The following is a 13,592-nucleotide window of genomic DNA, read 5'->3' as shown; positions in this document are numbered from 1 at the left end:
TGTATGGATTTTCCCAGTCGATTATTACTGTTACTAGAAGTGGTTGAGCTTGGTTCTTTTACGAAAGTGGCGGAGCAAAGAAATGTAGATAGATCGGTGATCTCAAAGCATATCAGCCGCTTAGAAGAGGAGCTTGGCGTTCGTTTGCTTAACCGCACAACTCGCTCGCTATCGTTAACCGCAGCGGGTAATGAAATGGTCAATCAAGCGCAGTCTTTACGCACTCTGCTTAGTGAGACGCATCGGTTGGCACAGAATTACCATGCGCAGCCTAAAGGGGTATTGCGGATCACCAGCTCCTCCTTGTTTGGCCGGCAATATGTACAGCAGGCAGTATTAGCGTTTCAACAGCGCTACCCTGATATCGAGATTGAACTGCGATTAGAGGATCGGATCATGGATATGGTGAAAGAGGGCTTTGATATTGGTTTTCGTATAGGTAAGCCGAAAAATTCGAGTTTGATCACCAGAAAAATTGCTCGTAATCGGTTATTAATTGTTGCCTCTCCTGCATTCATTGCTAAGTACGGAAACATTGAAACGGTTGAACAGCTGGAAGCTTTACCTGCTGCAGTGTACGCCGCTCCGGGGTTGTTGATTGATAAGTTTCGCTATTTTGATGAAAGTGGGGAGTGCCACTATCTTCAGTTAAAGGCGACTTATAAAGTGAATGATGTCGAAATGATGACCAAAACCGCCGTGGCTGGAAATACATTCGCCGTTGTAACGGCCCAGATGATTGATAATGAAATTCTAGATGGCAAACTTATTCCGATCATGACGCAGCTTCATTTAGATGATTTCGGGACATTCTATGCCGTATACCCTCACCGAGATGCCCCTATCAAAACAAAACTATTCATCGATACGTTGAAAACGCTCATCGGTGAAAAGTGCCCGATATGGGAAAAAAACATCCCTCATTTCAATGAAATATATGGTCGAACTAATGAGGGAACGCTACCCGATATCCAGCGCTGACAGGATTAGCACTACGGCCAGTATGATGGTGAGCAACCCGCACAAGAACAGAGTTAAGAACCACTCCAGCATTTGAAACCAGTATCTTAAGGTGGCTTGGAGGTAATGTATTCCGTTATTGGGAATATTGTTTTACGTATTGTTATAAAAACCGTTTCAATAATTTGTGTTGATTTCATCAAAGATTTTATTTAGTGATTAAGTTTTGAATGATAGCGATGAAAACGAAATTCCGTACAGGTATTATCTATTCATCAAGTTTGTATTAATAACAGTTAGTTGCTTTTAATTATGTATTAGCTTGATTAAGTTATAATTAAAATAAATTCTGACTGATAATGAAATATAAAATATAACGTAAACAGCCATACAAAAAGTAATGATTATTAAGCGTTCTGTATTGAATATAACATTAACCATAATCAATGGAGCCGTATTATGTCTATCAGTATATCGGGAAGCAAACCTAGAGAGAAAATGTCACTGACCACACAAATTCTTATAGCAACGGTAGGGGGAATTGTATTTGGTGCCGTTGTTGGCCCATGGGCTGAAAATATAAAGTTCATTGGTGATATATTTATTCGACTTATTCAAATGTCAGTGGTGTTATTGGTCATGACCGCAGTGGCTGCTGCTATTGGTAATGTCGATAATAAAGGGGCAGGCAAAATGAGTTTGCATACCTTTAAATGGATTATCATATTCACCGTATTATCTGCGTTTGTCGGGCTGTTTCTGGCCTTGGTTATTCAGCCTGGGGTTGGTATTAGTCTGGTAGATAGCGCAATGGCAGGAACGGTGGCCGCGCCTGAAGCGTCACTGCAAGAGACTATACTCGGTTTCTTTTCGACCAATATTGTCGGATCGATGGCATCAGGGGCCATGATCCCGTGTATTGTGTTTGCGGTTATTTTTGGATTGGCGATGGGATCCTATACGCGCAGTACGGGTAAAACCGTGATCAGTGATTTTATTGTCAGCTTTAATGCCGTGATCATGAATATCATCAAGCTGGTAATGAATTTTGCACCTATCGGTATTTTCTGTTTATTGGCGAATGTCTCTGGTGCTGTCGGGTTTCAGGTGGTTGTGCCAATGCTGAAATTCCTGGCGGCACTGGCGATTGGTGACATTATTTTGCTACTGATGTATGGGCCTTTTACCGCTTTTGCGACGAAAGTTAATCCGTTTAAAATGCCAAAAAAATTCGCTAAGTTATCCATTATGTCGATGACAACAACATCATCTGCAATATGCTTACCGACGAAAATGGAAGATTCTGTGACCAAGTTTGGCGTGAGCCGTAAGGTGGCTGATTTTACCGGGCCGATCACCATGTCGATGAATGCGAATGGTGCCGTAATGTGCTACGTCTTGGCCATTTTCTTTATGAGTCAAGCGACAGGTATTGAGCTTGAGGCTTACCAAATGGGAATGGCTATTTTGCTGTCAGTACTCATGTGCATGGGGACGATTGTGGTCCCAGGTGGCATGATCATCGTCTATACCTTCTTGGCGACATCCATGGGGTTACCCCTTGAAAGTGTGGCTATCTTGATTGGTATTGACTGGTTCTCTGGTATGTTCAGAACGCTGCTTAATAATGTTGTCGATGTGATGATCGCGATGCTTGTTGCTGACAAGATCGGTGAATTTGATCGAGATGTCTATAATGATCAAAAAACAGCAGAATATCTAAACGTGTAATTGTGCCATTGTATCAAGCCGCCCGTTAATGGTATTAACGGGCGGCTTTTTGTTTGGTGGATTATAAAAGATTATTTGCGGCTTTCTTCATCTGTGTACCGATAAAAGCAAAGCTGATCCCTTCAATAAATAAAGAGACACCCGCAAAAATACCCAGTAGAGATAGAGAGAACTCAGGATCATCAAGCATATTGAAGAAGTATGCGCCGATGAGTACTGAGATCAGGCCGCTGAGTGCTATCCACAGGCTGCCAGGTAGTGCGCGGCTGCCTAGGCCAAAGATCATCCGGCTAACACCATTACAAATCATCACCAGTACCATCAACATAGTGATGGTCATCAGTCCTGACAGAGGCTGACAGAGAATGAAGACCCCGCCAAGGATATAAAGCAATGCGCCGATCACGTACCAGACTTTGGCTTTCCAAGGGTGAATATTGAAGGTGTGGTAAGCCTGGACCAAGCCGCTGAATAAAAAGATCGCGCCAACGATGGTGGTAATGGTAACCCCTGCCATGATTGGTAGGCTGATAGCGCCTACGCCAGCGAGCGCAACCAGTATTCCGACAATAACAAACCATTTCCAGCCTTTAGATAAGAACGTTTGTCCCAGAGATTGAGCGGAAAACTCGATAGATGTGTGTTGATTGTCACTCATCATTAATACCTTAACGTATTGAAATTGTGTGTTGATCCACAATGTACGCCTATGACTCTCTGCGGCAACCCTCTAAAACTCAACTATAAATTCCATTTATGAGCGTTATCGCGCTTGTTAGGTACATGAATACCGTGGATACCGTGAATACATCGTTGTTTGGGTATATAACTATATTCGGGTGTAAGCCTTACGCGCTCGCGGTATGTGGGCACCAAATATGATGCAGGCATAAGAGGAGAGTTATCTGATGACAACAACAAAATTCACCGCAGGCGATCCGTTTCCTCGTATTGAATTGCCAACATTAGACGGGGATACCGTTGCGATTGGTACGCCTCAGGCCGGTGCAGACTGGCGGATGGTGGTGGTATACCGAGGGAAACACTGTCCGCTTTGTACTCGTTATCTCAATGAACTGGAAAAATACAAAGCGGATCTGGCCCAGCTAGGCATCGATATTATTGCGGTATCTGCAGACAGTGAGATTCAGGCTCGTGAGCAGCTGAGCAAGCTGACGGTGAGTTATCCAATCGCCTACGGCCTTAGCCTTGCGCAGATGAAAGCGCTGGGGCTGTATCTGTCTTCCCCCCGCTCGGCGCAGGAAACGGATCATGTGTTTGCCGAGCCCGGATTGTTTGTGATTAATGATCAGGGTGGGGTACAGCTTATTGATATTTCTAATGGTCCGTTTGCACGACCTGAACTGAGCACCTTAGTGTCAGGTCTCGGCTTTATTCGTAACCCAGAGAATCACTACCCGATCCGAGGTACTTATTTATAGCTGAACTGAATATGAGGGATTCAGCGAAGCAGGCTACGGAGCAGCGTGGCGACGGTTTGATAGCGGTGAGGGAGATCCCGGTTGCGTTTTTGTACCATATAGAGGGTCTCTTTAACCGGCTTTGCTGTCGGCACAATGTATAGCTCTTTTTGTTGCGAAAAATGCTTGATGGCGCTTTCAGGCAATACAGTAAACCCCAAGCCTTTCGCAACAGGCAGTAAAATTTGATACAGCTGATTGATATAGCCTGATGTTGGTATGGTCTCCAGATTGATCCCTGCAATGGCTGCTTCACCGCACAGATCGAAGAACAGCGCTAGGTAGTGTTTGGCGTCGGGGTGATCGATTAAGCCACAGTGTTGTAGTAACTCAGGTGTGATACGACTGCCATGATATTGCGCAGGCAGCACCAGACATAGGGCTTCACTGCCGATATCCGTACTCTGATAGCGCTGACTATTTGGCTGATGAGTGACGATCCCCATATCGAGCGTATCGGCGAGAATATCCTGCAGAATTTTTTGATTAGGGGCGGCTTCAAGGTGGACGGCGAGATCAGGGTGCTGTTGTTGCAATGACAGTAGTGGCGGATATAGCCGTAATGCTAATGACCCGGAGCAAGACAGTTTGCACTGCCCGGCGTAAGGATTATCAAAGCGAAGGCTTGCCAGCAAATTGACTTCATCTTGCGCGACTTTTAAGGCGTATTCATACATCAGCCGACCTTGTTCGGTGAGTGTGAAGTGCTTCTTTTCACGTTTGATCAGCGAGTGTCCACAGGCTACTTCCAGTTTTTGGATATGCTGGCTGACACCAGGCTGGGTCATGTGGAGTATTTCCGCTGTCTGGGTAAAGTGGCCAACGTCAATCAGCGTTTTGAAAGTATGGAGCCAAAGGGGATTCAACATAAGAGAGAGATACTAAGTTGATAACAGGAAATTATGATAATGAGAATATATGATAATTTCCGGTTTGTATTGGTCAGATTTATAGTGACGACATTGAACGCACAGTCCGTCGGGACGGTGTTATTACGCCCTATAATCATTTAACCATACACCGAGGTTATTATGTCGATGTCTGAATCCATGCCGTACCCAAGAACGTTTTCTCATATTGGTATTTCTGTGCCAGATCTTGATATCGCCGTTAAATTTTACACCGAAGTGCTTGGTTGGTATCTCATTATGGAGCCAACAGACGTCACAGAAGATGACAGTGCGATCGGTGAGATGTGTACCGATGTATTCGGCGCGGGCTGGGAGCGATTTCGTATCGCTCACTTGTCTACTGGTGATCGTATCGGGGTTGAGTTGTTCGAATTCAAGAACCAACAAAACCCGGAAGACAACTTTGAATACTGGAAAACCGGTATCTTCCATTTCTCTGTGCAAGATCCTGATGTTGAAGGGTTAGCAGAGAAGATTGTCGCAGCGGGCGGGAAGAAGCGAATGAAAGCCCCGCGTTACTACTACCCAGGCGAAAAGCCTTACCGCATGATTTACATGGAAGACCCGTTCGGTAATATTCTGGAGATTTATTCTCACAGCTACGAGCTGCACTATTCAAGTGGAGCGTATACCGGCTAATCGCATCGCTGCGCAGATCCAAAAGTGATCTACTATCATAGTTAGTCTTTGTTTGGTCGGGGCCAACTATGCTTAGTCGAAATCGTCGTCGGTTTACTTTGTCGATCAATAAGCTGCCATTGATACTGGCGGCTTATTACATGCTGATTATCAACGTGCCGATCTGGGCAGCCATGCATAGTATATTAACGGCATTGGACAGCGTGAAAATTGGTTTTGTTATCTCTATTCCGATCTTTTTTGTCGCAGCTTTTCACTTTATATTCCAGGTGTTTAACTGGCCGTATTTCAGTAAGCCTTTCTTTATTTTTCTCTTGCTGACATCAAGCCTAGTCAGTTTTGCCATGTTTAATTATGGGATTTATGTTGATTACGGCATGATTGAAAATGTGTTTGAAACCAATCCCGCCGAAGCGAGCAGTTACCTCAGTGTCTATTCTGTAGCGTGGTTTGTGTTGATGGGGGGGCTACCCGCGATAGCCCTTGCGCTAACGCCTTTGACGTTGACCAGTATGGGCCATTTCCTTAGCTGGAAGATCATCGGCATGCTGTTCTCACTCGCCGTGATTGGCATTATTGCGGCACTGTATTACAAGGATTATGCATCGGTTGGCCGCAATAATTCGTATTTGAAAAAGATGATCATCCCGACGGAATATCTCGTCTCGACATTTAAATATATCAACAATACTTATCTGACCGAGCCGGTTCCTTATAAAGAGATAGGACTTGATGCCAAGCAGGCAACCGCAGCGTTACAGGCCAGTAAGCCAACCTTGCTGATGTTTATCGTCGGTGAAACCGCCCGAGTGTATAACTACCAATTGCACGGTTACGCCAAACCCACCAACGCCTATACCATTCCTTATCATCCTATTTTTTTCCAGAATGTCACCTCATGCGGTACGGCAACGGCAGTCTCTGTGCCTTGCATGTTTTCACAGCTTAACCGAGACAATTATGATAAACCGACGGCGTATAATCAGGATAACGTGATCGATATCTTAAAGCGGGCAGGCATTACGGTGACTTGGTGGGATCATGACGGTGGTGATAAAGGGGTCGCGCACCATATTAAAAAGATGACATTACTGCCTAATCGCGTTGATCCGTTGTGCAATAGCGAACATTGTTTTGATACCGCATTATTGGAGCATTTTGATCAAGAGACGGCTAATCTGACCCACAATACGGTGATGTTTTATCACATTATGGGGAGCCACGGCCCGACCTATTTTGAACGTTATCCCGAGAGCCACCGAAAGTTTGTCCCCGATTGCCCCCATGCGGATATCGAAAACTGCACCAATGAAGAGTTGGTGAATACCTACGATAACACCATACTGTTCACCGATTATTTTATTTCGAAAGCGATAGAAGACTTAAAATCGGTATCGGACAAATACAATACCGCTCTGATCTATATTTCCGATCATGGTGAATCGCTGGGAGAAAATGGGATCTACTTACATGGGATGCCGTATTCCGTCGCACCGAAAGAGCAAACCCATATTCCGCTGATGATGTGGTTTTCGGACGGATTTATTAAACAGAAACACCTCTCGATCTCTTGTTTAACACAACGCGCGAAAACGGACCATTACTCTCAAGATAACGTGTTTGATTCACTACTGGGGATCATGGATGTCGAAACCAAAGCGTATCGGGTGAATCAGGATATTTTTGTGCCCTGTCGCAAGTGATGGGCCAAGCATATGAGCGGTGGATGGTGCTCGTTCAGCGGGGAGGCAGTTGATGCGTTTTGTCGCAAATCTTCAATATATTCTCGCTGAAACGAGCATCTTTAAGTAGCTTGAGTATATAGGTTTTCTGCTAGGGGACGGTGGATCATGCGATAGCAGCCTTTCGATCTATTGCTCAGTCCTTATCGCATTAACGTCTGCACCCCATGAATACATCATCAATGGGGCGTGTATTTCTAAATAGAACATTTCGCCATGGCTCATCTGATTGATTAAACTGTTTGCGGCGGTTGTACTGACTCGCGCTTGATGAGTAGCGGGTGGAAAAAGCGCGACAGTGAGCTATCGGTACCTTCCAGTGATAAGCGTGCGGCATTGATGGCCATGCTTTCAATTGGGCTACGAATAGTGGTTAGTTTGGGGCTGAAATAGCATTGTGGCAGTACATCATCGAACCCGACAACAGAGAGCTGCTCAGGGATGGCGATCCCCTGCTCTTTAAATACTTGGATTGCAGCCGCGGCATAAAAATCATTGAAGGCCACTAGCGCCGTCACAGGTAAGCCTTTATTTAATAGGTTAGACGCCGCTAAAGCCCCACCAGGCTCACCGAATGGCACCTCTTCGATCCAATCTGGATTCAGATCAATATCGGCTTCATCCAACGCCCGTCGATAGCCATCAAACCGGGTAAATTTGTCATCGATATCCATCTCGCAAGAGAGATAGGCAATACGTTGATGGCCCTGTTCAATTAAATGACGGGTTGCTTTGTATGTGCCTTCGCTATTGTCTAACCAGACACATTGTGACGCGATCTCGGGAACATGGCGATTAACCACAATAAGGCCAGGGAGCTGCTGAGCGTAGCGGATTAGTACCTCATTGCTCATGGCTTTACTGTGTATCACTATGTTGCGGCATCCCTTGCTGAGCATGAATTGAATAGCATTATCTTCACACTCTGCATCATATTCTCCACTGGCAACAATGAGTTTACGGTCATGCTTGCGAGCAATCTTTTCAACCCCCTGAGTCAGCAAGCCATAAAACGGGGAATTGAAGCGACTGACAATCAGACCGATAGTGTCATGGCCCTGATTGATGGTCAGGCGTCGGTTGCCTTTTACCTTGTAACCCATCTCTTGCATGACCGCTTCCACCTTAGCAACCGTTTCTGGTAATACGCTGGGAGACTGATTGATCACGCGTGATACCGTTGCGTTGGAAACGCCCGCTGCTTTTGCAACCTCATTCATAGTTGGCATATGTGGCCTCGATCTCACTTTTCATCCATGTAATTTACATCTCATATTATTGTTTTCTATTGGTGAAAGCCATCACATTTTACCCGTCAGTAAGCCATTATGCTGCGCTTGTGACTCAAAACTGGTTTTAGATGTTGTTCTTCTTTGTTTCCTTACGCAAATCAGGATGTAATTTACATGAATAATAAAGCTATCTCGACACCATCAGCAGGGTTAGCATTGCTTCCTATTGTTGCCATGCTGTGTTTTCTCGTTATTGGTTACGGCATGTACGGCCTACCAATTGAAAGTCTGCTGCTTTCTTCTGCTATTGTGGCAGCAGGGGTTGCCTGGAAGCTGGGTTATTCTTGGGATGATATTCAAGAGGCAATCGTTGAACGCCTGGCTAAAACATTACCAACCGTTTTCATTTTAGTCTTAGTCGGTGGACTGATCGGGAGCTGGATGGTCGGTGGAACAATCCCGATGCTGGTGTATTACGGCTTGCAGATCATCAGTCCTGAATATTTGGTCCTAACCGCTTTCTTGGTGACCTGCTTAGTCTCTCTTTGTACTGGTACCTCGTGGGGATCGGCTGGTACGGTCGGTGTCGCACTGATGGGCGTGGCCGCAGGGATGGATGCAAATCTTGGCGCAGTTGCCGGTGCCGTGGTATCAGGCGCCTATTTCGGTGACAAGATTTCACCGTTATCTGATAGCACCAATTTTGCTCCAGTTGTGGCAGGTACGGATCTCTATTCTCATATCCAGCACATGCTGTGGACCACAATACCAGCTTTCTTATTGTCGTGTGTGGTGTTTTTCTTTGCCGGCAGCAGCGATATCAGTGCCGATACCCCAGAAAAAGTACTGGCTATCTTGGCCAATGTGCGTGAATTGTTCTCTATGAATATTCTGCTGCTATTGCCACCCGTTCTGATTTTGTTTGGTGCGGTTCGTAAGATGCCAACCATTCCACTGATGCTGGCTGCGATTGCGTTGGGCGTATTCAATGCCGTTGTGTTCCAGGGCTTCAGTTTGATCACTGCATTGACCGCGATGCTAAGTGGCTTTAATGCCAGCATGTTTGCTGATGCGGGTCTGGGTCACGTGACGATTGTTGGTGACGTACTAACGCTGGTGAACCGCGGCGGTATGGGCTCAATGATGGGTGTTGTATTGCTGATCTTCTGTGCATTCTCATTTGCTGGCGCATTGGCGCTAACCGGTGGCCTGAAAGTCTTGGTTGATATGTTGTCCAAAGGCATTACTGGCACGGCAAGCTTGATTGGTGCCACGATTGTGACCACCTTTGCCGTTGTGTGTACCACGTCTGACGGTAAATTAGCGCTGCTGATCCCTTCTGAGCTCTTCCGTGATACGTACAAGAAAATGAATCTGGATGCGAAAAACCTGTCTCGCACCATTGAAGATGCGGGCACGGTGATTGAACCGTTGGTGCCGTGGACCAATGCCGGGGTCTTCATGGCTGCGACACTGGGTGTGTCGACGCTGGATTACCTGCCATGGGCGGTGCAGAACTACTCTGCGGTGTTCTTCGCCATGATTCTGGCTACCACCGGTATGGGTATTGCAAAAACAGTCAAGACAGCTCGCGCATCTCAGCCTGTGACGGCATAAATACGCGATAGCTTATAACCATATAATAAAAAGATTGAAGCCTTGCTAAGTACAAGGCTTCCCTGATTACACGAGGATATTATGGCGCACGAACTCGATACAATTATTAATCGCTACGGTACAGATTGCTTGAAATGGGATTACATGGAAAAGTGGCTGGGTGTACCGGAAGGCGAAGCGCTGCCAAGTTGGGTGTCTGACTGGGATTTTAAAGCCCCTGATTTTATTACGGATCCTCTGAAAGAGCGTATTGAACATGGGATCTTCGGTTATTCCGAGCGCGGTGATGAGTATTTCAACTCGGTGATTGACTGGTGGCAAGAACGCCATCAGGTCACCCTGAAAAAAGAGTGGTTCCATACTACGCCGGGCAGCTTGCCTGCGATTGCGATGCTGGTGGAGCGTTGGAGTCAACCTGGTGATAGAATATTGGTATTAAGTCCGGTTTATCATGCGTTTTACCGTACTATCGAAAATACCGGTCGTACCGTGGCGGCGTCGTCGCTGCATAATGACAATGGTTACTACACCATTAACTTTGAGGATCTTGAAGCGCAGTTTAAAGATGGGGTGAAGATCATGATGTTCTGTAACCCCCATAACCCAGGTGGTCGGGTGTGGACTGAAGATGAAGTCACGCGTGTGTGCCAGCTGTGCCATCAGTATGGCGTATACCTGATCTCAGATGAAATATGGGCTGATATTGTTTTCAGTGGCCATGCATTCTTCAGTTGTTTACGGGTTGACCCTGCCTATTTCGACAAGATGGCAGTGTGTATTGCGGGTACTAAATCGTTTGGTTTGCCATCAATGCGATTGACCAACACCATGATCCCGAACGAGATCGAAGCCGCTGCGCTGAAGTCAAAGTTATTGGCGTACGGTATTGATGTATACAGTGCGTTCAGCATTCTAGCGAACCAAGCCGCTTACCGTAACGGTCAGGCGTGGTTGGATAAAACCATCCGTTATTTGGAAGTGAACAATCAACTGTTGACTGATTTTATCGCTAACGAGCTGACGTTGGTAACATACCGTCCGCAAGAGTCGACGTATCTAGCGTGGGTGGATTGTCGGGCAATGGGGCTGGATGATGAGACGTTAGAAAAACAGTTGCATCAGGCCGGGGTTATTCCGACCATGGGATATAGTTTTGGTGAGGAAGGTCGCGGCTTTATTCGCCTTAACTTGGGGTGTCCTAAGCCGATTCTGGAAGAAAAAATCAAGCGGTTACGTACTGTCTTGAAATAATGACTGGCGAACAGTGGTGAGGTAATGATGCGATTCGGTCTCGATATTGGCGGCACAAAAATTGAGTTGCGCGCTTTCAATGATGTTAATGAAGAACGGCATAAAGAGCGTATAGCAACACCTAAAAACTATGACGATTTTATCATTGCAGTGACGGATTTGATCCGTCGTAACGAGGTGTCGCTAAACACCCGTGCCAGTATTGGGATCGGGTTACCCGGTGCGATGTGCCCGCGTACACAGCGGATCAAAAATGCGAACTGTACCTTTTTGAATGGTACTGATCTGCAGGGTGATTTAAGTCGCCTGTTAGAGCGGGAGGTGTATATTGCCAACGATGCCAACTGTTTTGCGTTGTCGGAAGCCATTGATGGCGCCGCTGCGGGAAAAAAAGTGGTGTTTGGCGTGATCCTCGGCACGGGCTGCGGCGGCGGGCTGGTGGTTAATCAGCAGCCGATTGTCGGTGCCAATGCGATTTGCGGTGAGTGGGGACACAATGTCTTGCCGGATTATCATCCTGACCGAGACGGTGCTCATCAGCCTTGTTACTGTGGGCGTAATAACTGCATTGAACGATTTATCTCGGGTTCTGGGTTTGAAATGCAGTATCTACAACGGTTTGGTGACGCTAAATCGGCTCCGGAAATCGTTGAAGCACTGGCAAATGGCGATCAAAAAGCCAGACTAGCCTATTACCAGCTGGTGGATCAAATCGCACGCAGCTTTGCCTCGATCGTCAATATCCTAGACCCGGATGTTATTGTGGTCGGTGGAGGGTTGTCGAACATCACGACGCTGTACGATGATGTTGCACGACAGATGAAACAGTATGTCTTTAGTCCAGATAGCGAAACATTATTGCTCCCAGCGAAGTATGGTGACAGCAGCGGAGTTCGCGGTGCCGCTTGGTTACCGCAAGGTGTATATTGATTGAATGAGCCCTCTTCAGAGGGCTTTTTTTATAGGTTACAAAAGGGGGATCTTAATTCCCATAAAGCATGTCTATTCTGGGGGGCGCTATACTTGTTTCTGCAATAATTAAGCGTATAAATTAAAGAAAAACGACAAAAGGCTTCATTATGATGACTCAATCTGTTGCAGAATTAGCACAAGCAGGTGCTCTATCTAACCCCTCGACGTTTGCTGAATATCTTACTTTTGTAATAAAAGATGACGCCGATCCTGACGTACTCCAAGACGCCTTTACGCTGATTGCAGGGGTGGAAAAGTCTATTGCACAGAAAGATTTAATTGCTGATCTTAATATTACCGTCGCTGTCTCTAAAAAGGCTTGGTCCAGTGTGTTTCCGGATGTGGCCATGCCGAAGTTACTGACGACCTTCACTGAAATGCAAGACGGTCCTCGTCACTTCCCGAGTACGGCGGGTGATATCTTTTTCATGATCAAATCGGAAAGAATGGATCTCAATTATCAGGCCGCTAAATATCTGCTGAACGCATTCCGCGCCTCTGCCGATTTGGTAGAAGATATTCAAGGTTTTAAATACTTGGATAACCGAGATCTGATCGATTTTGTCGATGGTACCGAAAACCCGAAAGATAAAGCCCGTATTGAAGCGGTGTTGGTAACCGATGATGAAGAGATCCTTCAAGGCGGCAGTTACCTTACTGTTCAGCGCTATGTGGATCGCGAACTCGATTGGGAGAAGCAGACCACCGATTATCAGGAAAAGGTCATTGGCCGTACTAAGATGGATAACATCGAACTGGATGATGAAACCAAGCCAGTTTGGGCCCATAACAGCAAAAGTAAAGTTATCATTGATGATGAAGAAATTAAGATGCTACGCCAAAACCGTCCTTTTGGTAATGCATTAGAGCACGGTACTATGTTTATTGGTTTTGCGGCTTCACCAGTGGTTATTGACACATCGTTACATCAGATGATCTACGCTGATGCGGAAGGTCATTATGATCGGTTGCTGGATTTTGTTGAAGCTAAAACCGGTGCGAACTATTTTGTGTTGTCACAAGCGCTGCTTGATATGTTCGATGACGAATAATGCT

At 46.0% G+C, this 13,592-nt stretch carries 12 protein-coding genes; 9 read left to right on the top strand and 3 right to left on the bottom strand.

The window, feature by feature from the left end; translation table 11 throughout:
- Window positions 1-3 precede the first annotated feature (3 nt).
- Together L4D12_RS05875 and L4D12_RS05870 are read left to right on the top strand one after the other, a co-directional pair.
- Window positions 4-981, top strand: a complete 978-nt coding sequence (locus L4D12_RS05875; RefSeq protein WP_428446891.1) for a LysR family transcriptional regulator — start codon at window positions 4-6, stop codon at window positions 979-981.
- Window positions 982-1,419: 438 nt separating this feature from the next.
- Window positions 1,420-2,691, top strand: a complete 1,272-nt coding sequence (locus L4D12_RS05870) for a dicarboxylate/amino acid:cation symporter (protein WP_428446890.1) — start codon at window positions 1,420-1,422, stop codon at window positions 2,689-2,691.
- A 61-nt stretch (window positions 2,692-2,752) separates the two neighbouring features.
- Here L4D12_RS05870 and L4D12_RS05865 read toward each other — a convergent pair whose 3' ends face one another.
- On the bottom strand, window positions 2,753-3,325 hold the full coding sequence (locus L4D12_RS05865; protein ID WP_428446940.1) for an HdeD family acid-resistance protein: 573 nt from the start codon (window positions 3,323-3,325) through the stop codon (window positions 2,753-2,755).
- A 274-nt stretch (window positions 3,326-3,599) separates the two neighbouring features.
- Here L4D12_RS05865 and L4D12_RS05860 point away from each other — a divergent pair, with 274 nt between their 5' ends.
- Complete coding sequence (locus L4D12_RS05860; RefSeq protein WP_428446889.1) at window positions 3,600-4,133, top strand: peroxiredoxin-like family protein; 534 nt, start codon at window positions 3,600-3,602, stop codon at window positions 4,131-4,133.
- A 20-nt stretch (window positions 4,134-4,153) separates the two neighbouring features.
- On the opposite strand, the gene L4D12_RS05855 is transcribed toward L4D12_RS05860, so the two are convergent.
- Window positions 4,154-5,041: a LysR family transcriptional regulator gene (locus L4D12_RS05855; RefSeq protein ID WP_428446888.1), complete on the bottom strand. Its 888-nt coding sequence runs from the start codon at window positions 5,039-5,041 to the stop codon at window positions 4,154-4,156.
- Between the two features lie 168 nt (window positions 5,042-5,209).
- On the opposite strand from L4D12_RS05855, the gene L4D12_RS05850 reads away from it, so the two are divergent.
- Both L4D12_RS05850 and L4D12_RS05845 read left to right on the top strand, forming a co-directional pair.
- Complete coding sequence (locus L4D12_RS05850) at window positions 5,210-5,722, top strand: lactoylglutathione lyase family protein (protein WP_428446887.1); 513 nt, start codon at window positions 5,210-5,212, stop codon at window positions 5,720-5,722.
- 68 nt (window positions 5,723-5,790) lie between these two features.
- The gene (locus L4D12_RS05845) at window positions 5,791-7,425 is read left to right on the top strand and encodes a phosphoethanolamine transferase (protein WP_428446886.1); all 1,635 of its coding nucleotides are present in this window, start codon (window positions 5,791-5,793) and stop codon (window positions 7,423-7,425) included.
- 272 nt (window positions 7,426-7,697) lie between these two features.
- Here L4D12_RS05845 and L4D12_RS05840 read toward each other — a convergent pair whose 3' ends face one another.
- Entirely contained in the window at window positions 7,698-8,693 is a 996-nt protein-coding gene (locus tag L4D12_RS05840) for a LacI family DNA-binding transcriptional regulator (protein WP_428446885.1), read from the bottom strand.
- A gap of 177 nt (window positions 8,694-8,870) precedes the next feature.
- On the opposite strand from L4D12_RS05840, the gene nhaC reads away from it, so the two are divergent.
- The 4 genes from nhaC to L4D12_RS05820 all read left to right on the top strand — a co-directional run bounded on the left by nhaC (window position 8,871) and on the right by L4D12_RS05820 (window position 13,588).
- Entirely contained in the window at window positions 8,871-10,313 is a 1,443-nt protein-coding gene (gene nhaC, locus L4D12_RS05835) for a Na+/H+ antiporter NhaC (RefSeq protein WP_428446884.1), read from the top strand.
- A gap of 81 nt (window positions 10,314-10,394) precedes the next feature.
- Entirely contained in the window at window positions 10,395-11,564 is a 1,170-nt protein-coding gene (locus L4D12_RS05830) for a MalY/PatB family protein (RefSeq protein WP_428446883.1), read from the top strand.
- Window positions 11,565-11,591: 27 nt separating this feature from the next.
- Window positions 11,592-12,494 (top strand): ROK family protein, encoded by a 903-nt coding sequence (locus L4D12_RS05825; RefSeq protein ID WP_428446939.1) that lies wholly within the window; start codon window positions 11,592-11,594, stop codon window positions 12,492-12,494.
- 152 nt (window positions 12,495-12,646) lie between these two features.
- Window positions 12,647-13,588 (top strand): Dyp-type peroxidase, encoded by a 942-nt coding sequence (locus L4D12_RS05820; RefSeq protein ID WP_428446938.1) that lies wholly within the window; start codon window positions 12,647-12,649, stop codon window positions 13,586-13,588.
- Window positions 13,589-13,592 lie beyond the last annotated feature (4 nt).

Source organism: Photobacterium nomapromontoriensis (genome assembly GCF_050336815.1).
Lineage (GTDB): Bacteria > Pseudomonadota > Gammaproteobacteria > Enterobacterales > Vibrionaceae > Photobacterium > Photobacterium nomapromontoriensis.
This window is presented reverse-complemented; position numbering and strand designations above follow the sequence as displayed.

Bases quoted from the DNA above. Each gene is read 5' to 3' on its own strand.
- L4D12_RS05875 (WP_428446891.1), top strand. From the start codon at position 4: ATGGATTTTCCCAGTCGATTATTACTGTTACTAGAAGTGGTTGAGCTT.
- L4D12_RS05870 (WP_428446890.1), top strand. From the start codon at position 1,420: ATGTCTATCAGTATATCGGGAAGCAAACCTAGAGAGAAAATGTCACTG.
- L4D12_RS05860 (WP_428446889.1), top strand. From the start codon at position 3,600: ATGACAACAACAAAATTCACCGCAGGCGATCCGTTTCCTCGTATTGAA.
- L4D12_RS05855 (WP_428446888.1), bottom strand. From the start codon at position 5,041: ATGTTGAATCCCCTTTGGCTCCATACTTTCAAAACGCTGATTGACGTT.
- L4D12_RS05850 (WP_428446887.1), top strand. From the start codon at position 5,210: ATGTCTGAATCCATGCCGTACCCAAGAACGTTTTCTCATATTGGTATT.
- L4D12_RS05845 (WP_428446886.1), top strand. From the start codon at position 5,791: ATGCTTAGTCGAAATCGTCGTCGGTTTACTTTGTCGATCAATAAGCTG.
- L4D12_RS05840 (WP_428446885.1), bottom strand. From the start codon at position 8,693: ATGCCAACTATGAATGAGGTTGCAAAAGCAGCGGGCGTTTCCAACGCA.
- nhaC (WP_428446884.1), top strand. From the start codon at position 8,871: ATGAATAATAAAGCTATCTCGACACCATCAGCAGGGTTAGCATTGCTT.
- L4D12_RS05830 (WP_428446883.1), top strand. From the start codon at position 10,395: ATGGCGCACGAACTCGATACAATTATTAATCGCTACGGTACAGATTGC.
- L4D12_RS05825 (WP_428446939.1), top strand. From the start codon at position 11,592: ATGCGATTCGGTCTCGATATTGGCGGCACAAAAATTGAGTTGCGCGCT.
- L4D12_RS05820 (WP_428446938.1), top strand. From the start codon at position 12,647: ATGACTCAATCTGTTGCAGAATTAGCACAAGCAGGTGCTCTATCTAAC.